The following is a 19088-nucleotide window of genomic DNA, read 5'->3' as shown; positions in this document are numbered from 1 at the left end:
CCGGCAGCAGCCCGGCAGCCGACACGAGGTTGGGCTCGTCGAAGGAAACTGACACCGCGGATGGTTTATGGGAAACTTGCACCTACGAGATGCCCTCTTTTCGGTGGTCAATGGGTTCTAGACAAGCTCCATTTTCCTTGAAAAGGCGGGCATTCTCGGTTTAAATCGCCGACCGAAACCCAATCAACATCGGTGGATCAAGGCTTAGCGGCGGCGGCTGTCGCATGCTCGTTATTGTTCGTCCGGGGTCAGATCCAAGTATGTGATATCTGTCTCGATGGTTGTGGTGTGACAGCCCGGGGACACTCTAGTTAGGCGCGTCGCTGGCGATCGGGTGAATTCGAGGGCGTCCGCGGTAGGGCTCAGCACCAAGAGCCGGAGCTGCGGGGAGGTCAGGAAGCTTTCGGATATGACGAAATTCCCGTGGATTGTGCCGCCGCCCTCGAAATGCTCCTCCTCGAGGAACACTTCGGGCGGGGCTGTTCTTTCCGCAGGTTGGTAACCGTCATGGCGACACCTGCGAAGGCGACCATTACACCGGAGAGGATGAACTGGCCTCGGGTGGGGGTTATTGCCGCGAAAAACACGGCCGCGCACAGAAGCCAGAGTTGGAACGGGGTGATCCGAATCCTCGGGATCCGCCGCGGTCGGTGTTCCCTTGCATTCATTTAGGCCCCTCGCTATCGGATGCTAGCGGCAACGATAGGCGTAAGCGGCGTTGATGCTGATGCCAGGTGGGACCAGTTCGAGAGGCTGGGCGGCGATAGCAAACCGTGGCACTGTCGCACTAGGCCTCTGATAGAACTTATGCAGCGTCAGGCTGGGTCGTGTTAGCTCCGGGCCGATGGCCTGCTAGTGCTGCAGGGACCGATCTGCAAACACACTCTTCAGCGCGAACAGGTTACCGAATTGCTCCCAACGGAATGAGGACTGCGGAGTGGATTCAGGACCATCTGAGTGTGCCAACACGCTGAACATATCCGGCCGCTGTCTTTGAAGGCCTTGGACTCCGCAGATGATGGCTACCCGCCCAGTATTTTGGCGGGCGACTCGTTGGGGGAGGCACCGGCTGGCCGGTTCTATTCCTCGCCGGCGGGGAGTGCAGGTTATTCGGGGGTTGCTGGAACTGCGGCCGGTGGCCGAGGCGTCAGGCGTCCGAGCCTCGTGGTTCCGGGCCGCCTTCCCAAGGGAGGCGGCCCCGCACAAACTACCCTTCGGTGCGGCTGACAATTCGCAGCCGCGCTAGCGGGAGGCTAGCCTTCACATTCGATGCAGTAAGCGTGCCCGTTCTTTTCGCGGGCGATCTGGGAGCGGTGCCGGACCAGGAAACAGGAGTAGCAGGTGAACTCGTCCTCCGCCTGGGGGACCACCTGGACCACCAGTTCCTCGGCCACAAATTCGCCGCCAGGAACGATGGAATCGTCCATCGCATCGGCTTCATCCAGCTCACGCACAACGCTGCGGGCATCGGGGGCGTTTGCGGATTGCAGTGCCTCCAGGGAGTTGTCCTGGGATTCCTTGACGTCGGAACGTACTTCGTCGTAATCGGTTGCCACTTAGGTGTTTCTCTTTTCTGGCGTTCTTGTCTGACGGATATGCAACCTACACCATTGCGCCGATATTCCCATGTCACGAAGACCAGCGGGCGTGGTTGGACAGCTTACCTCAGGCCGGCTGCGGCGTCTCATCCGCACGGCCGGAGCCGGGGCGCCGGCATTAGGATTACCGGCCCGAGGAATTATACGCCTGAGGATTATAGGCACAATGGACGGGTGACTTCTCCGGCCCGCCCTTCTGCTCCCGTTCATGCCAGCGGGCTCTTCGATTTGGCCGCCATCGGAGCGGGCCTGGTCTTCGCGGATTCGTTGGGGGTGCTCGAGGAAGCACTCCGCGCGCGGGGCGCTTCCGGAACGGCAGTCGTGCAGGCGCCCCCGGGCACGGGCAAGACCACTCTGGTTCCGCCCCTTCTCGCCAACATCGCGGCCTCCAACACCGCAGCCGGCGCCGTTCGGGGGAAGGGCCCGCGCATCGTCGTGACCCAGCCACGCCGCGTCGCCGCGCGTTCCGCGGCCCGGCGGCTTGCCACCCTGGACGGCAGCCGGCTCGGCGATCGCGTGGGGTACACGGTCCGCGGTGAACGCCAGGCCGGCTCCAACACGGTGATCGAGTTCGTCACCCCCGGGATCCTGCTGCAGCGCCTGCTCTCGGACCCCGGCCTGGAGGCCGTGGACGCCGTCATCCTCGACGAGGTTCACGAACGCGGTCTGGAGACTGACCTGCTGCTCGGCATGCTCGCCGAGGTCCGCCAGCTGCGCGGTGACCTCACGCTCGTGGCCATGTCCGCCACCCTGGACGCGCCGCGGTTCGCGGCGCTGATCGGCGAAACGCCGGCGGGGGAGCACGACGGCGGCGGCCCGGCTCCCGTCGTCGACTGCCCCTCCGCGCTGTACCCCTTGGAAACGAGCTGGGCGCCGCCGGCGGTGCCGAGGCTGGACGGGCGGGGCGTGACACGCGCGTTCCTTGACCATGTGGCCGACACCGCGGCGGCCGCGCACGCCGAAGCGGTGGCGCGGGACATGAATGTTGACGCCCTGGTGTTCCTCCCGGGCGCGTGGGAGGTGTCTCACGTTGCGGGCCGCCTGCGCGGCCGGGTTGGTTCGGGCACCGAGGTGCTGGAGCTTCACGGCCAGGTCAGCCCGGCGGCGCAGGACCGCGCCGTCTCCGGACGGGACCCCGGCGGTCCGGCGCGGATCATCGTTTCCACCGGGCTCGCCGAATCCTCCTTGACGGTTCCGGGAGTCCGGCTGGTCGTCGATGCAGGGCTGTCCCGCGAACCGCGCCGGGACACCGCGCGCGGCATGTCCGGCCTGGTGACAGTGTCCTGCTCCCGGGCGTCCGCCGATCAGCGCGCCGGCCGCGCCGCCCGGCAGGGGCCCGGACAGGTGGTCCGCTGCTACGACCAGAAGACCTTCGGTGCCGCTCCGGCCCACCGGACACCGGAGATCGCGGTAGCCGACCTGACTGGTGCTGCCCTGGTCCTTGCCTGTTGGGGATCGCCGGGCGGCCGGGGACTGGCCCTGCCCGATGCCCCGCCGCGGGCCGCGATGGATGAGGCCGTCGAGGTGCTGCGGGAGCTCGGGGCGGTGGAGCCGGACGGGCATGCCACGGCCCTCGGCAAAACCTTGGCCAGGATTCCGGCAGACCCCCGGCTGGCCCGCGCCCTGCTGGACGGCGCCGCCGCTGTGGGCCACCGGACTGCGGCGGAGGCAGTCGCCGTCGTTGCCGGGGACCAGCGTGCTCCCGGCGCAGACCTGACGCGGCTGTTGAACACGCTGCGGACGGGCACGGACCCGGCGGCGCGGCGATGGGCGGAGGACGTCCGGCGAATGGAAGCGATCGCACGCCAGGAGAGCACCGGCGTCGCGCCTTTCCAGCCAGCTGCCCCGGTGACCGGCGCAGAGGCCGCCGGGTTCGTCGTCGCCCTCGCGTTCCCGGACCGTGTGGCGCGCAGGGTCCCGGGGCACGGGCCGGAGCGCTACCTGCTGTCCTCCGGCACACGGGCCGGGCTTCCGGCCGGCAGCCCGCTCACCGGGCACGCGTGGCTGGCGGTCGCGGAGGTGTCGCGCGCCGAAGGACGCGACGCTGCCGGGACCGGCGCCCTCATCCGGTCCGCGGCGCCGCTGACAGCGGACACCGCCGAGGCCGCTGCCCGGCACCTCCTGGCGGAAACCGTGGAAGCGGGGTTCAGCCAGGGGCGCGTGACGGCCCGGCGGGAACGCCGGCTGGGAGCGATCGCGCTGTCGTCCACGCCCGTCAGGCCATCGGTGGAGGAGGGACGCGCCGCGGTGGCCCGCGCGCTCGGGAAGGAAGGGCTCGGGACCATCGGATGGTCGACGGCGGCGGACGGCTTGCGCCGCCGCCTCGCCCTGCTGCACCGGGAACTGGGTGAACCCTGGCCGGACGTTTCCGACCAGGCTTTGCTGGGCCGGCTGGACGAGTGGCTGGCGCCGGAACTTGAGGCCTTGGCCGGCGGGGCCGCGACGAACGGCATCGATCTGGCCGATCCTTTGCGGCGGCTGCTGCCGTGGCCCGAGGCGTCACGGCTGGGCGAGCTGGCGCCGGAATGGCTCGAGGTGCCAAGCGGTTCGCGGGTGCGCATCGACTATCCGGACGTCGCGGATAGCGGCGGCCGGCCGGTGGTGGCGGTGAAGCTGCAGGAGTGCTTCGGCTGGTCGGCGACGCCGCGGTTGGCCGGGGAGAGAGTGCCGGTGCTGTTCCACCTGCTGTCGCCGGCCAGGCGGCCATTGGCGGTGACGGACGATCTCGCCTCCTTTTGGTCCGGCCCCTACGCGCAGGTCCGTGCCGAGATGCGGGGCCGCTACCCGAAGCACCCCTGGCCGGAGGATCCATGGACGGCGCCCGCGACGGCAAGGACCAAGCGGAAGATGTGAGCGCTGCGCTTCGCCCGGGCCCGTCATTGTGGGTGCCTGACATTGTGGGGGCCGGCCGCCGGGCATACGCTGGGACATATACGAGCGGTGGACGCTGCTGCCGCTTTGAAAGGGCGCTGCATGGACGCCAAATCCATCACCGACACCTTCCACCGGCCTCTCCGGGACCTGCGGATTTCAGTCACGGACCGGTGCAATTTCCGTTGCGTCTACTGCATGCCCCGGGAGATTTTCGGCAGGGATTACGTCTTCATGCCCCGGGAGCAGCTGTTGACCTTTGAGGAAATCACCCGGCTGGCGTCGATTGCCGTGGCCCACGGTGTACTGAAGATCCGGCTGACCGGCGGGGAGCCGCTGCTGCGGAAGGACATTGAGGAACTGGTCCGCATGCTGGCCCGGTTGCGGACCCCCGACGGGCGGGCGCCGGACCTGGCCATGACCACCAACGGCTCTGTGCTGGCGCAGAAGGCACGGATTCTCAAGGATGCCGGGCTGAACCGCGTGACCGTGTCCCTGGACTCCGTCCGGGAGGAAACGTTCCAGGCCATGAACGACGCCGGCTATCCCGTGGCCAAGGTCCTGCACGCCCTCGACGTCGCCCAGGCCGCAGGCTTGGGACCGGTGAAGATCAACATGGTGGTCAAGCGCGGGAAGAATGACCAGGACATCGTTGACACGGCCAGGCACTTCAAGGGGTCCGGGTTCATCCTCCGGTTCATTGAGTACATGGACGTGGGAGCATCCAACGGCTGGAAGATGGATGAGGTTGTGCCGTCCGCCGAGGTCCTGGCCCGAATCAGCGCGGTGTTTCCGCTGGACCCGGTGGCGCCGAACTACTCCGGAGAGACGTCCGGGCGCTGGCGCTACCGTGACGGCAGCGGCGAAATCGGGGTCATCTCCAGCGTCACCCAGGCCTTCTGCCGGGGCTGCACGCGCGCCCGGCTGTCGGCCGACGGCAAGTTGTTCACCTGCCTGTTTGCCACCTCCGGCACGGACCTGAGGGCACTCCTGCGGGGCGGCGCCTCCGACGCCGAGCTTTCCGCGGCATTGTCTGCCCTGTGGGGCGGCCGCGCGGACCGCTACTCGGTGCTGCGCAGCGCCGACACGCCCGTTGGCCCGGACACCGCCGCGGCCCGCAAGATCGAGATGTCGTACATCGGCGGATAAGCCGGGCGGGCCGTGTCAGGGCGGGTCCGTGGGCTCGTGGAGTTCATCGTGGTGGATGCGGTCGCTCAGGAGTCCCAGCGGCTCGCCGCTTCCGCCCCACTGCGCGGCAATGATCTCCGCGGCAATGGAGACTGCGGTCTCCTCCGGCGTCCGTGAACCCAGATCGAGGCCCACCGGGCTGTGCAGCCTCGCCAGTTCGTGCTCGCCCAGGCCGGCTTCACGGAGCCGGGCCATCCTGTCAGTGTGGGTACGCCGTGAACCCATGGCACCGATATAGGCAAGGGCCCGGGCCCGCAACGCAACCTCCAGCAGCGGCACATCGAATTTCGGATCGTGGGTCAGCACGCAGATCACGGTCCGCTCGTCCACGAGTCCCTTCGCAAGCTGCTCGGAGAGGTAGCGGTGCGGCCAGGCAACCACCACCTCGTCGACGTCGGGGAACCTGGCCGGTGTGGCAAACACCGGCCGCGCGTCGCAGACGGTGACGCGGTAGCCCAAAAAAGCCCCCAGGCGTGCCAGGGCCGCCGCAAAATCGATGGCCCCGAACACCAGCATCCTGGGCCGCGGCGCGAAGCTGGAGAAGAAAATGCGCATGCCCTCGCCGCGGCGCTGGCCGTCGGGGCCGTAGGTCAGAGTGGCGTTCCGGCCGGCCGCAAGCAGGCCCTGGGTGTCGTCCCCGACGGCCTGGTTGGCCCGGTCGGAGCCCAGGTCCCCGCTGAATTCATGGGGCCTCACCACCAGGTGCCGGCCCAGCCAGCGGGGATCCGGGTGCTCGATGACCGTGGCCACACCTACCGGGCGGGCGGCTTCGATCTCCGCCCGAACCTCGTCAAGCTCGGTGAAGGTCTGCCGCGAGACCGGCTCCACGAACACATCCAGGATGCCCCCGCAGGTCAGGCCGACGGAGAAGGCCTGGTCGTCGCTGATGCCGTAGCGGACCAGCACGGGCCGGCCTTCCGACATCACTTCGGTCGCGAGTTCGTAGACCGCGCCCTCCACGCAGCCGCCGGACACCGAGCCCACGGCTTTGCCGTCAGCGGTGACCAGCATGGCCGCGCCGGGCGGTCTCGGGGCCGATTTGAACGTGCGCACCACTGTGGCCAGGCCGGCAGTGGTCCCGCTTAACCAGCCTGACGTCAGGGCGTCCAGGACGTCACGCATGCCGTGTCAGCCTCTTTTGCCCGACCGGGCGGCGCCGGCGGGACCGGGCCGTGTTGCGCCCGAGCTGGAAGGCGACGAACGCGACGGCGACGAGCAGCCCGAGGTACGCGGCGGGGCTGCGAAGGCGCTGCCCGATCACGTCCTTGGCCAACGCCAGCCCGTTGAGGCTACCGCCAGCAGGCGCGGCCGGCGGCGCGGTCGGCGGTGCGGAAGCCGACGCCGCGGCTGGCGGTTCCGCTGCCGCCACCTGGGGTTCCGCTGGCTTTCGACCAGGGAGTTGCGCCGTGGCCGCGTCATCGCCGGGTTGAGACGGGACAGGGGCCGGGCCCGGGACCGGGACCGCCGCAGGTGCCGGCGTCGCCGGCTCTGCCACCATGGCCTGAAGGTTACCGGCGAACAGGGTCATCATCTGGTTAGTGACACTGCCGATGATGCTCTTGCCCATGGCGGCGGCCTTCCCGGAGAGGGTCAGGTCGGCGCTGACAGTGCCATTCGTGGTGCCGTCTGTTTCGGACAGGCGGAGGGTGACGGTGGCCTGCGCTGTCCCTTGGCCGCGGGTTTCCTGCGCCTGGCCCTGCAGGATCGCCCGGTGCTGGTCCGCATCCCGATCAATCACGTTCAGCTGCCCCTTGTATTGAAGTGTCACCGGGCCCAGCTTCACTTTCATGCCCACCTTGTAGGCGTCGTCGGACAGCTTGGTGAGCACCTCCGCGCCCGGGAGGCAGCCGGCCACGCGCTCGACGTCCATGAGGGTGTCCCAGACCTTGCCGATCGGTGCGACGACGGAGAAGGTGCTTTCGAGTTGCATTACTGTGTCCCCTGCTTCCCTGCTGATTGCGTCCGGGCGGCTTGTGCCCGGTCGGCTGGTGCCCGGTCGCCGCGAATGGCGGCGGCTGCTTCCGTGAGCGCGGCGTAGCTGTGTCCGCTGATGAAGGCGTCGCAGTACGGCAGCGCCGCGGCCATCCCTCCCACCAGCGGCCGGTAGTCCACACCGGCTTTTCTCGGATTGACCCAGACGATCCGGTAGGCCAGTCGCCGCAGTCGTGCCATCTGGGCATCCACCTTTTCCGGCTCGTCCGTAGCCCAGCCGTCGGAGAGCACCACGATCACAGCGCCCCTGGCTAGCCCGCGGCGGCCGTGCCCATCAATGAAGTGGCGGAGGCTCTCCGCCAGCCGCGTCCCGCCGGCCCAGTCCGGGGCGGCCGCAGCTCCGAGGGCGAGGGCGTGGTCGGGATTCCGGTTCGACAGCTGCCGGGTAAGCCTGGTCAGCCGGGTGGAAAACACGAATGCCTCGGCCCGCGCTCCGGCCACAGCGCCCTGCAGCAGGGAAAGGAAAACCTGCGTGTACGGTTCCATGGAGCCGGACACGTCGCACAGGAACACCAGCCGGCGCGGATGCGGACGACGGCGGGCATAGACCAGGCAGGCGGCATCGGCGCCGGTGCGCCGTGACGCACGGATGGTGCCCCGGATGTCCAGGGTGGCGCCGCCGTGCGCCCACCGGCGTGTGCGGCGGCTTCGGCGTTCCGGCGTGGACAGCACGATGCGCCGCACGAGCTGCCGTATGTGGGCGGACTCGTCGGGGGTCAGCTCGGCGAAGGACTTCCCATGCAGATGCTCCTCAGCCGAGGCCATGGCCAGTATGGCGTCCCGCCCGGGCTCCGGCGGCTGGTCGGGACTCCCGTCGGCAGCGGAAGCGGCGGGAGCCCGGAGCTCCCGCTCCTGTCCCGCCGGGGTGGCCGGGCGCTGGTCGGCCGGGCGTTGGTCGGCCACCGCAGGCAGGGTCCGCTCCTCGGAGCCGATTGCCGCCGGGCTGATGGCTTCCCCGCGGCTGTCAGCGGGATCGGAAGTCCCGTCGAACGCGGCCGAAAAGACGGCGTCGAATACGGGCAGCTGTTCCCGCGACGAGACGAGCACCACGCGGCAGGTCCAGTACAGGGCGTCGCGGTCGGTCGGCGGGACGATCCTGAGCGCCTGGGCCAGCCATGCTGCACGGTCAGGCGAGCCCGGCAGCCCCGCCCGGCGCAGGGCCGTGCTGAAACCGACCGCCAGGGAAGCGGCGTCGATGCCGGCCCGGCCGTTCCTGAGCGCGCCCTCAGTCATGACCGCCGCCGGCCACCCACGCGGGCCCGCGGGCCCATGCAAGGTCCAGATCGTCGCGGTTCTTCAGGACCGTTCCCCAGGTCTGTTTTACCGCCGCGGGGTGGAGACGCTCGACGCCGAGCACCATCAGTGCCGACACCCAGTCAATGGCCTCGGCGATGCCCGGCGGTTTGGCCATGTCCAGGGACCGCAGCCGGGTGATGGCGGACGCGGCGTCCAAGGCGAGCGGTTCGGCGCTGCCGGGCACCCTGCGGCGCACGATCGCGGCGATGCGTTCGGGCCGGGGGTAGTCAATCCAGTGGTAGAGGCAGCGGCGGGTCAGAGCGTCGTGCAGGTCCCTGGTCCGGTTGGATGTCAGGACCACGACGGGCGGGTGCGTGGCGCGGACGGTGCCCAGTTCGGGGATTGTCACCGCGGCCTCGGCCAGCAGCTCGAAGGTGAACGCCTCGAACTCTGCGTCGGCCCGGTCGATCTCGTCGAGCAGCAGGACGGCCGGGCGGGGACCGGGATGCTCGATCGCCTTCAGCAGCGGCCGGCGCAGCAGGTATTGCTCCCCAAAAAGGTCGGCCTCGTCCACGTCCACGTTCCGCGCCTCGGCCAGCCGGATCCCCAGCAGCTGGCGCTGGTGGTTCCATTCGTAGAGCGCCTCGCCCGCATCGATGCCCTCGTAGCACTGCAGCCGGTACAGGGGAGTGTCGAGCACGCGGGCCAGGGCCTTCGCCGCCTCGGTCTTCCCGACGCCGGCTTCGCCCTCCAGCAGGATGGGCTGCGGCAGCCGGACGGACAGAAACAAGGCAGTGGCCAGCCCGGCATCGGCGAGATAATCGCCGTCGTCCAGCGCTGTCATGAGTGCTGCAACATCCGGAACCAGCCGCCGCACGTCGTCCTCCGCGCCTGCCCGGGCCGGCGTGCTCACGGGACACCTCCCGGCCGGGCGAGGATCTGCGCGTAATCTGCCTCGGTGTCGACGTCGGGCGGGATCCGGCCTTCCACCGCGACTTCGGCGACCTCCGCCGCCCGCTGTTCCAGGAGCTTCCACACCGCCTTGTCACCGTGTAGGCGGGACAGTGCGGTCAGCATCGTGCGGGCGAACGCGAAGGGGTGGCCGATGCCGTCCTCGTAGTGGCAGACCGCAAGGGCAGCCCCGCCCCGGCCGCTGAGCAGCCGCTGTACGGTCTCCGGCCGGACGCCCGGCTGGTCGCCCAGGAGCAGGACCACGACGTCGGTCCCCGGGTGAAGCGCGGGGATCGCGGCGGCGATCGACGACGAGCACCCGCCCTCGTAGCCCGGGTTGTCCACCACGTCGCAGCCGCTGGTGTCGACCGAACGGCGCACCTCGTCGCCGGAGCCTCCCAGTGCCAGGACAATCTGGGAAAAGCCGCACCCGCGGGCGGTGGTCAGCACGGCGTCCAGCAGCACCCCGTCACCGTAGGGGAGGAGCTGTTTGGGCCGGCCCAGGCGCCGCGACGCTCCGGCGGCCAGAACAAGTCCGGCGATCCGCGGCTCATGGCGCAGTGGCATAGCGGTCCGGATCAGCGAGGAAGGCTGTCCTGCACGCGGTAGAACAGAAGTAGACGGTCGCCCCGGCGTACTCGGTATGCGGCGTGGCTTCCACGGCGGCGACAGTCATTCCGCAGACAGGATCCACGGCGCTCGCCGGCGCCGCATCCGCGGCCGAGTCCGAAGCCGCCAAAGGCGCCGGGTCCGTCGCCGAAGCAGCCGATGCTGCGGCTACCCGTCGGGCAGAGCGCAGCGACACCAGTTCAGCCAGGATCGACAAGGCGATCTCGCCGGCCGTCTGGCCCCCCAGCGGCAGGCCCGCGGGGCTGTGCACCCGCGAGCGCTGTCCGTCGTCGACGTCGAGGGAGGCCAGCACGGCGGTGCCGCGCGTGCGGCTGGCGACCAGAGCGACGTACGGGACACCGGCCCTCAATGCGGCCTCCAGCGCGGGCTCCTCGTCCCGGCCCTGCGAGGTGACGATGAGGGCGGCGTCATCGGACCGCGGTTCCGCGGCAGTCCCGTTCGTGAGCACCATGTCCAGGTCCAGGACGGCGCCCAGCGCGGCCAGCGCCTGTGCCACGGGCGTGGTTCCGACTACGACGATCCGCGGTGCAGGCACCTGCGGCTCAAGGAAAATCTCCACCGCGCCGCCGCTGAGGCACGGGTTCGCGACTGACACGGCGCCCTCTTCCCGGGTGCTGGAGGGCTCGCCGGGGACGACGCGCAGCAGCAGGGGCTCCTGGTTGGCGAGCGTCTGCAGGCCGTACTCGCGGACCGAGGCCTCGACGCAGGTGCCGCCGAGGAATCCGTCGATTTCCCCGTCGGCCAGCACCAGGGCCGTGTCTCCGGCGTGGGCGCTGGTGGGATGCTGGGCGCGCACCACCGTGGCGCGCACGAACCGCTCCCGGCGTTCCGTGAGTTCCCGGGCCCTCGCCGCCAGGGCTTCTCCGCGCGCCGGCATGTCAGACCGGTGGCCCGTGCCGTCCCTGCATGGCCTCCCAGACCCGGGCGGGCGTGCAGGGCATGTCCATGTGGGTGACGCCGTACGGCGCCAGGGCATCGACGATGGCGTTGACGATGGCCGGCGGCGACCCGACGGTGGCCGACTCGCCGATGCCCTTGGCGCCGATGGGGTGGTGCGGTGACGGCGTGACCGTGTATCCGGTCTCCCAGTCGGGGACCTCCATGGCCGTCGGGATGAGGTAGTCCATGAACGAGCCGCTGAGGCAGTTGCCGTCCTCATCGAAGGCGATGATCTGCATCAGCGCCATCCCGACGCCGTCGGTCAGCCCGCCGTGCACCTGGCCCTCGATGATCATCGGGTTGATCCGCGTCCCGCAGTCGTCTACCGCGATGAAACGCCGGACCTTGACGGCGCCGGTCCCGGCGTCGACGTCCACCACGCAGATGTAGGCGCCGAATGGGAACGTCAGGTTCGGCGGGTCATAGGTCACCTCGGCGTCCAGGTTCCCGTCGATGCCCTCGGGCAGGGCCATGGTGCCGTGCGCGCCCAAGGCGATCTCGGCGATGGTCTTGCCGGCGCCCGGATCCCCCTTGACGAACCACCGGCCTTTCTCCCATTCGAGGTCTTCGGGCCGCGCCTCAAGCATGGCCGCGGCAATGAACTTCGCCTTCTCGCGGACCTTGCGCGCCACCAGCGCCACCGCGCCGCCACTGACCGGCGTCGAACGGCTGCCGTAGGTGCCCAGGCCGAACGGTGTCTGGTCAGTGTCGCCGTGGACGACGTCGATGCTCTCCGGCGGGATGCCGAGTTCCTCGGCCACGATCTGGGCGAACGTGGTTTCATGCCCCTGTCCCTGGGATTGCACGGAGATCCGGACCACGGCCTTGCCGGTCGGGTGGACCCGGAGTTCGGCGCCGTCGGCCATCCCGAGTCCGACGATGTCGAAGTGCTTCCGCGGGCCGGCGCCGACGGTTTCCGTGAAGAACGCCACGCCGATGCCCATCAGCTCGCCGCGCTCGCGTTTTTCGAGCTGCTCGCGCCGGAGCTCGTCGTACCCGGCCATCTGCATGGACAGCCGCATGGCCGGCTCGTAGTTGCCGGAGTCGTAGACCCAGCCCGTCTTGTTGGCGTACGGGAACTGCTCCGGCCTGATGAAATTCTTCAGCCGCAGTTCCGCCGGGTCCATCTCCAGTTTCCGGGCGAGGATGTCCACCATCCGCTCAACCAGGTACACGGCTTCGGTGACGCGGAAGGAGCAGGCGTACGCCACCCCGCCCGGCGCCTTGTTGGTGTACACGCCCCTGACCTTGCAGTAGGCGGCCTTCAGGTCATAGCTGCCGGTGAAGATGGAGAAGAATCCTGCCGGGTTCTTAGTGGGCTGCGCCGTGGCGTTGAACGCGCCGTGGTCGGCCAGCACGCTGGTCCGAACGGCCAGGATCTTGCCCTCCTTGGTGGCCGCGATCTCGCCCTGCATGATGTAGTCCCGGGCGAACGACGTCGACATCAGGTTTTCGGAGCGGTCCTCCACCCACTTCACCGGCCGGCCCGTGACGATCGAACCGACCACCGCGAGGACGTAGCCCGGATAAATGCCCACCTTGTTGCCGAAGCCCCCGCCGATATCGGGGGAGACGACGCGGATCTTGTGTTCCGGGATGCCGGCGACCATCGCGTACAGCGTCCGGTGCGCGTGCGGGGCCTGCGTTGTTTCGTACAGGGTCAGCCTGCCGTCGACCGGGTCGAAGTCCGCCACGGCACCGCAGGTCTCCATGGGCGCCGGGTGCACCCGCGGATACACGACCTCCTGGGACACCACGACGTCGGCGGCGGCGAACACCGCCTCGGTTTCGGCAGCGTCGCCCATCTCCCAGTCAAAGATCCGGTTGTCCGTCCGTCCCTCGATGTCGTCACGGATGACCGGGGCGTCGGGGTCCAGGGCACGGCGGGCGTCGATGACCGGCGGCAGCACGTCGTATTCGACATCGATCAGCTCCAGGGCGTCGCGCGCGGCGTAGCGGTCTTCGGCGACCACAAATGCCACTTCCTGCCCCTGGAAGCGCACCTTGTCGGTAACGAGGACTGCCTGAACGTCCGCGGACAGGGTGGGTGCCCAGGCGAGGTTGAGGGCCTGCAGGTCCTTGCCCGTAATGACGGCCAGCACCCTGGGGTGGGCCAGCGCCTCGGTGGTGTCGATTGAGACCAGCCGCGCATGGGCAACGGGGGCGCGCAGGACGGCTCCGTGCAGCATCCCGGGCAGCACGATGTCGTCGAGGTAGTTGCCCTTGCCGCGGACGAACCGCGGGTCTTCCTTGCGCTGGATGCGGCCGTAGCCGATCGGGCGGCCGGGGTCCCCGGCCGCGGGGTTGGGTGCATGCTCCTGGACGGTGGTCATGCCGTCACCTCTTCTGCGGTGCTCTCCGCGGCGGCGCCGTCATCCGCCGCAGCGTCCGTTGCCAGCGGGTGGGCCGCGGCCCACTGCACGGAACGGACAATGGTCGCGTACCCGGTGCACCGGCAGATCTGGCCGGAGATGGCCTCGCGGATCTCGGCGTCGTCGGGGTGCGGGTTGCGGTCCAGCAGGGCCCTGGCGGTCAGCATCATGCCCGGCGTGCAGAATCCGCACTGCAGGCCGTGTTCTTCCATGAATCCCTGCTGCACCGGATCCAGCGTGCCGCCGACCGCCAGGCCCTCGACCGTGCGGATGTCATGTCCATCGGCCATCACTGCCAGGACAGTGCACGACTTCACCGGCTGCCCGTCCATCAGGACGACGCAGGTCCCGCAATTGGTGGTGTCGCATCCCCAGTGCGTGCCGGTCAGCCCAAGCACTTCGCGGATGAAGTGGACGAGCAGGACCCGGGGCTCGATGTCCCGGCTGACGTCGTCCCCGTTGACCTTCATGCTGATCTGCATTGCTTCAGCCTTTCTCTGCCTCAGCCTTGCCCCGCACCGGCCGCCCGGGCACAGGCCCGCCGCAGGACCCTGCGGGTGAGTTCTTCGACGAGGTGCCGCTTGTAGTCGACGGGTCCGCGCCGGTCGGCGACGGGGTCGCAGGCGGCAGCCGCGATGCGGCCCGCCTCGGCGAACAGGTCCTCATGCGGCTGCCGTCCCTGGAGCACGGCCTCGGCCTCGGGAACCGTGCCGTCCAGGCCAACAGCGGTCAGCCCGATCGCGGCGTCGTCCACCGTGCCGTCCGCTGAAAGCGCGACGGCGGCCCCGGCCGCGACGACGGCCCAGTCACCCACCCGGCGTTCCACCTTTTCATAGGCGCTGCCCGAGCGCGGCCGGATGGGAAAGCGGATCTCGCATAACAGCTCGTTCTGCGCCACGGCGGTTTCGTAGGGGCCCTGGTGGAAGTCCGCCATGGGGACGGTTCTTTGGCCGGCCGGCCCCCGGATCACCGTGAGCGCCCGCAGGACATCGCAGACGGTGGAAAGGTCCTCGGCGGGATCGGCCTGGCAGAGTGAACCGCCGATGGTTCCCCGGTTGCGGACCACGGGATCCGCGATCACCCGCTCGGCGTCCCGAATGATCGGAAAGAGACCGGCGACGTCGGCGGACTCCAGCAGCGCCGTGTGGCGGGTCAGCGCGCCCACGCGCAACTGGTCCCCTTCGCGGAGAATGAAGTCCAGCTCTGTCAGGCCGTTGATGTCGATCAGCCAGTCCGGCCGGGCCAGCCGCAGCTTCATCATCGGCAACAGGCTGTGTCCGCCGGCAATGACTCTGGACTCGGGACCGTGGCGTTCTAGCAGTGCCAGCGCGTTCGCCACATCGCTCGCGCGCTCATAGTCAAATGCAGCCGGTATCTGCACAATGCACCCCTTAGGGCCGGACGTCCGGCACGCCGCAGGACGCCGATCTAAGATCAGTCTTGACCCGCGCACACGGGGTGTCAACACGGTTTTCAGCCGGGAACTGCCGCGTCAATTCGGGGCCGGGGACCGGCCAGGACGAGGTTCCCGTCAGAACTTTCGCGGACGGTCGTTCGGGCTTGGGGGTGCGGCCGTTATGCGGTTGACGGCGTCCACCGTGATCGAGCGGTCATGGGGTTCGGTATCGAGGGCGGCGTGGATGAAGTGGCCTTCGATCAGGGCGTCGAGCATCCGGCTGGTGGCCGGGTCAAAGTGGCGTTCAAGGGCGTGCCGGCTCCGGCTCATCCAGTCCCGCGTGATCTGGCGGAAAACCGGCTCGCGGGCGGCGAGGGTGTAGAGCTCGAGGGTGAGGACCAGGTCCCGCTGGCTGTCCAGCAGGTCAACGTGGATCAGGTCCGCCACGGCCTGCCGTGCCGCGTCGGCATTCGCGACGCTGCCCAGCCGGACCTCGAAACCGTCGGCAATCGTGTCCGCAAAGCGCCTGAATGCTTCCCCCAGGAGCTGGTCCATGTTCGTGAAGTGATAGGTCATGGACCCGAGGGGCACCCCGGCCTGGTCCGCGATCTTGCGGTGCGAGGTGCCGGCCACTCCACGGGCAGCGATCACCTCGAGGGCTGCATCAATGATCCGGTCCCGCCTGTCGGGATCAAACCGGCGCGTTGCCACCGCGGTCAGATATCTCGGACTACGCGCGCGGGGTTGCCGACCGCAACGGAGTTCGCCGGGACGTCCCTGGTGACCACCGCGCCCGCGCCGATCACCGAGTTGTCACCGATGGTGATCGGCTTTGCAGCTTCCAGCCGGTCGCGCCGCGGCCGGGGTTCCACCGGGTGCGTCGGTGTCAGGAGTTGCACGTTCGGGCCGATCTGGCAGTCCTCCCCGATGATGATCGGGGCGACGTCGAGGGCCGTGAGGTTGTAATTGATGAACGTGCGGGCCCCGACCGTGATGAACGTGCCGTAGTCGACGTACAGCGGCGGCTTGATGTGCGCGTCTTCGCCCAGGGAACCCAGCAGATCCGCCAGGATGGGCCGCGCCCCGTCCGGGTCCTCCGCATAGGCCGCCGTGTACAGCGACTGCAGCTTCACTGCCCGTTTGGATTCGCGCTCACTTTCCGGGTCATCGGAAATGTCAAGGTCCCCTGCGAGCATTCGCTCCCGGTTTGTGCGCGGATCATCCGCGAAGTAATCAGCCATGTGTACGAGCGTACACAACGTTGCCCTCTTGCTCAACGCCGTCCGAGGGTGTCGAATCTTTTTACAAGGCCGCACGGCGGCTGACGACCAGATGCCAGGAGACGACGATGTCTATGAAAGGCACAAATGGCCGGGGCAAGGGCCCCGGCCGCGGCAGTTCCGATCTCCGGCGGGCCGATGCGTCCGCGGGCACCCCGGCAGACAGTCCGGAGAGGATCCGCAACGTGGCGCTTGTGGGGCACTCGGGTGCCGGCAAGACGATGCTGCACGAGGCCCTGCTTGCCGCCGCCGGAACCATAACGCGGATGGGCTCCATCGTCGATGGCACCACCGTCAGCGACTCGGAACCGTCCGAGGTCCACCAGCAGCGCTCCGTGGTCCTCTCCGTGGCGCCCGTCGTGGCGGACGGCATCAAGGTGAACCTGCTCGACACGCCGGGCTACGGGGACTTCACCGGCGAACTGCGCGCCGGGCTGCGGGCGGCTGACGCGGCCCTGTTCGTGGTGTCCGCCCTTGATGACATCGACGCGGCCACGACGGCCCTGTGGGCGGAATGCGATCAGCTGGGGACGCCCCGGGCGGTGGTGATCAGCCGGCTGGATCATCCGCGGGCAAACTACGAAGCCGCCGTCGCCGCGTGCCAGCGTGCCTTCGGCGACTCGGTGGTGCCGGCCTACCTGCCCGTCCGCACGGACGGAACCGTGACCGGCCTGCTCGGGCTTCTCTCCGGGACTGTTTCGGACTATGCCCAGGGTGCGGAGCCGGCTGTGCGCGACGCCACCCCGGAGGAACTGGCCGCCTCGGAGGAAGCACGCGGAACGCTGATCGAAGGGATCATCTCCGAGAGCGAGGACGAGTCGCTGATGGACCGCTACCTCGGCGGCGAGCAGATCGACGTCGACGTCCTGGTGGGCGATCTGGAAACAGCCGTTGCCCGCGGATCCTTTTTCCCGGTGCTGGCCTCCTCCGCAGAGACGGGCCTGGGCATGACGGAGCTCCTGGATATGCTCATCCGGGCGTTCCCGTCGCCGCTGGAGCGTGACCTGCCTGAGGTGACGGATCTTGCCGGCTCGCCGGCCGGCCCGCTGAGCTGTGATCCCGGCGGGCCCCTCGTGGGGGAGGTGGTGCGCACCACGATCGACCCGTTCCTGGGAAGGGTCTGCCTGGTGCGGATCTTCTCCGGCACCCTGCGGGAGGACTCGGCCGTGCATGTGGGAGGCCGCGGATTGGCGGAGCGGGGCCACGAGGACCACGACAGCGACGAGCGGCTCGCGCACCTGTACTCCCCGCTGGGGGCTAGCCTGCGGCCGGTGCCGTACTGCGTGGCCGGGGACATCTGCGCGATCGCCAAGCTGGGCAACGCAGAGACGGGCGACACTGTCTCCGCCAAGGAAATGCCGCTGCTGGTGGTGGCCTGGGAAATGCCTGAGCCGCTGATGCCTGTGGCCGTTGAAGCCGCCACGCGCAGCGACGAGGACGCCCTCGCCAAGAGCCTGGGCAAGGTCGCCGCCGGCGATCCGACCCTTCGCGTGGAACGAAACGCGGAAACCCACCAGCTCATCCTGTGGTGCATGGGCGAGGCCCATGGCGAGGTGGTGCTGGACCGGCTGCGTGATCAGGGCGTGAAGCTGCAGACCGTCCAGGTGGTGACGCCGCTGCGGGAGACGTTTGCGGCGCCGGCCACCGGGCACGGGCGGTACGTCAAACAATCGGGAGGCCACGGCCAGTATGCGATCTGTGACATCGAGGTCGAGGCGCTCGAACGCGGCGCGGGCTTCGAGTTCATTGACAAGACCGTGGGCGGCGTCATACCGGGGACGTTCATCGGGTCGGTCGAGAAGGGGGTCCGTGCCCAGATGCAGAAAGGCGTCTCGGCGGGCTTCCCGGTGGTGGACATCCGCGTGACGCTGGTCGGCGGCAAAGCCCACAGCGTTGACTCATCGGATGCCGCGTTCCAGGCGGCAGGCGCGCTCGCGTTGCGTGAGGCGGCGGCCGCCGGCCGGATCCAGCTGCTGGAACCCGTATCGGCGGTGACCATCAGCACCCCGGACGAGTACGTCGGCCCTGTCATGAGTGACTTGTCCTCCCGCCGGGGACGGGTGACGGGAACGACGTCGGCGGGCGGGGAAATCACGGAAGTCACCGCCGAGGTGCCGGACGAGGAACTGCTGCGCTACGCCGTCCAGCTGCGCGGGCTGACGTCGGGTACCGGCCGGTTCCGCCGCACCTACCTGCGGCACGAACCCGTGCCGGGCAACGTGGCCCCGGCGGCCGCGAATGCGTGAGCGGAGGCGTCAGCGGAGCCGGTAGCAGTTTTAACCTGAACTCACTCGTAGCGTCAATTTCGGTAATTCGCGGGTGACCGGGATATTCCATGGCGGTCGACTGGCGAGAGACTCCAACTCCTGGAGTGATCCAGCTGGCGGAGGGCACCAAGACGGCAACTGCTCCGGCGGTACTTGGCACTCGGGGGGCAACGGACACGAAGGGGGCAACTGTGCCTGCGCCCCGCAGCCTGCCGGGAGGGGGCACCCGGCCGGCATGGGGGAGCCGGCCTGGAAGGCGCAGTTTGCCGGGAGGGGGCACCCGGCGCCGACGGGGGTGTCGGCCTGGAAGGCGCAGTTTGCCGGGAGGGGGCACCCGGCGCCGACGGGGGTGTCGGCCTGGAAGGCGC

At 69.1% G+C, this 19088-nt stretch carries 15 protein-coding genes; 3 read left to right on the top strand and 12 right to left on the bottom strand.

From position 1 onward, the window contains the following. Positions 1 to 1253: 1253 nt before the first annotated feature. Complete coding sequence (locus J7I89_RS21975; protein WP_056626960.1) at positions 1254 to 1556, bottom strand: DUF4193 domain-containing protein; 303 nt, start codon at positions 1554 to 1556, stop codon at positions 1254 to 1256. A 216-nt stretch (positions 1557 to 1772) separates the two neighbouring features. Between J7I89_RS21975 and hrpB the strand changes: the two genes are divergently transcribed. Beyond that, positions 1773 to 4451 (top strand): ATP-dependent helicase HrpB, encoded by a 2679-nt coding sequence (gene hrpB / locus J7I89_RS21970; RefSeq protein ID WP_214974761.1) that lies wholly within the window; start codon positions 1773 to 1775, stop codon positions 4449 to 4451. Positions 4452 to 4571: 120 nt separating this feature from the next. Then, a complete protein-coding gene (moaA, locus tag J7I89_RS21965; protein ID WP_214974759.1) occupies positions 4572 to 5618 on the top strand; it encodes a GTP 3',8-cyclase MoaA in 1047 nt (348 codons plus the stop codon). 15 nt (positions 5619 to 5633) lie between these two features. Here the strand turns inward: moaA and J7I89_RS21960 are convergent, their stop codons facing one another. The 11 genes from J7I89_RS21960 to J7I89_RS21910 form a co-directional block, all read right to left on the bottom strand. Further along, complete coding sequence (locus tag J7I89_RS21960; RefSeq protein ID WP_214974757.1) at positions 5634 to 6779, bottom strand: XdhC/CoxI family protein; 1146 nt, start codon at positions 6777 to 6779, stop codon at positions 5634 to 5636. Beyond that, on the bottom strand, positions 6772 to 7587 hold the full coding sequence (locus J7I89_RS21955; RefSeq protein ID WP_214974755.1) for an SRPBCC family protein: 816 nt from the start codon (positions 7585 to 7587) through the stop codon (positions 6772 to 6774). The genes J7I89_RS21960 and J7I89_RS21955 overlap by 8 nt, the downstream gene beginning before the upstream one ends. Then, entirely contained in the window at positions 7587 to 8882 is a 1296-nt protein-coding gene (locus J7I89_RS21950; RefSeq protein ID WP_214974753.1) for a VWA domain-containing protein, read from the bottom strand. The genes J7I89_RS21955 and J7I89_RS21950 overlap by 1 nt, the downstream gene beginning before the upstream one ends. Further along, the gene (locus J7I89_RS21945; protein ID WP_214974746.1) at positions 8875 to 9798 is read right to left on the bottom strand and encodes a MoxR family ATPase; all 924 of its coding nucleotides are present in this window, start codon (positions 9796 to 9798) and stop codon (positions 8875 to 8877) included. Before J7I89_RS21945 ends, J7I89_RS21950 begins: the two co-directional genes overlap by 8 nt. Further along, positions 9795 to 10403 carry an NTP transferase domain-containing protein gene (locus tag J7I89_RS21940; protein ID WP_214974744.1) on the bottom strand — a complete coding sequence of 203 codons (609 nt, stop codon included), beginning with the start codon at positions 10401 to 10403 and terminating at the stop codon, positions 9795 to 9797. Before J7I89_RS21940 ends, J7I89_RS21945 begins: the two co-directional genes overlap by 4 nt. Then, positions 10387 to 11343 carry an XdhC family protein gene (locus tag J7I89_RS21935; RefSeq protein ID WP_214974742.1) on the bottom strand — a complete coding sequence of 319 codons (957 nt, stop codon included), beginning with the start codon at positions 11341 to 11343 and terminating at the stop codon, positions 10387 to 10389. Before J7I89_RS21935 ends, J7I89_RS21940 begins: the two co-directional genes overlap by 17 nt. 1 nt (position 11344) lies before the next feature. After that, complete coding sequence (locus J7I89_RS21930) at positions 11345 to 13738, bottom strand: aerobic carbon-monoxide dehydrogenase large subunit (protein ID WP_214974740.1); 2394 nt, start codon at positions 13736 to 13738, stop codon at positions 11345 to 11347. After that, on the bottom strand, positions 13735 to 14259 hold the full coding sequence (locus tag J7I89_RS21925) for a (2Fe-2S)-binding protein (protein ID WP_214974738.1): 525 nt from the start codon (positions 14257 to 14259) through the stop codon (positions 13735 to 13737). Before J7I89_RS21925 ends, J7I89_RS21930 begins: the two co-directional genes overlap by 4 nt. A gap of 20 nt (positions 14260 to 14279) precedes the next feature. Beyond that, positions 14280 to 15158 (bottom strand): xanthine dehydrogenase family protein subunit M, encoded by an 879-nt coding sequence (locus J7I89_RS21920; protein ID WP_214974736.1) that lies wholly within the window; start codon positions 15156 to 15158, stop codon positions 14280 to 14282. A gap of 150 nt (positions 15159 to 15308) precedes the next feature. After that, positions 15309 to 15884, bottom strand: a complete 576-nt coding sequence (locus tag J7I89_RS21915; RefSeq protein WP_214974734.1) for a TetR/AcrR family transcriptional regulator — start codon at positions 15882 to 15884, stop codon at positions 15309 to 15311. Between the two features lie 5 nt (positions 15885 to 15889). Further along, positions 15890 to 16414, bottom strand: coding sequence for a sugar O-acetyltransferase (locus J7I89_RS21910; protein WP_214974732.1), 525 nt, complete (start codon positions 16412 to 16414; stop codon positions 15890 to 15892). 107 nt (positions 16415 to 16521) lie between these two features. Here J7I89_RS21910 and J7I89_RS21905 point away from each other — a divergent pair, with 107 nt between their 5' ends. Continuing rightward, positions 16522 to 18699, top strand: coding sequence for an elongation factor G-like protein EF-G2 (locus J7I89_RS21905; RefSeq protein WP_214974729.1), 2178 nt, complete (start codon positions 16522 to 16524; stop codon positions 18697 to 18699). The last annotated feature ends 389 nt before the right edge of the window (positions 18700 to 19088 follow it).

Origin of the sequence: Arthrobacter sp. ISL-5, from assembly GCF_018613835.1 — a bacterium.
Classification (GTDB): domain Bacteria; phylum Actinomycetota; class Actinomycetes; order Actinomycetales; family Micrococcaceae; genus Arthrobacter.
The sequence above is the reverse complement of the archived record's forward strand: the minus strand, read 5'-3'. Positions and strand labels throughout refer to the sequence as shown.